This window comes from Bacillus sp. EKM202B (assembly GCF_011066025.1).
Classification (GTDB): domain Bacteria; phylum Bacillota; class Bacilli; order Bacillales; family Bacillaceae_G; genus Bacillus_A; species Bacillus_A toyonensis.
In genome coordinates, this window is the sequence record NZ_JAAMNK010000118.1 from 1 (window position 1) to 299 (window position 299).

The 299-nt window shown below is 59.2% G+C and carries 1 pseudogene; it reads left to right on the forward strand.

What is annotated here, in order from left to right:
* A pseudogene (locus G9F74_RS29605) lies at positions 1–299 on the forward strand (Gly-Xaa-Xaa repeat protein); the annotation flags it as partial.

Genomic DNA, 299 nt, shown 5'->3' on the forward strand with positions numbered 1-299 from the left:
CACGGGACCTCAAGGTATTCAAGGTAATACGGGTGCTACTGGTGCCACGGGACCTCAAGGTATTCAAGGTAACACGGGTGCTACTGGACCTCAAGGCGTTCAAGGTAACACAGGTGCTACCGGTGCCACGGGACCTCAAGGCGTTCAAGGTAACACGGGTGCTACCGGTGCCACGGGACCTCAAGGGGCTCAAGGTAACACGGGTGCTACCGGTGCCACGGGCGCTACTGGACCTCAAGGTGTTCAAGGTAACACAGGTGCTACCGGTGCCACGGGCGCTACCGGACCTCAAGGTGTTC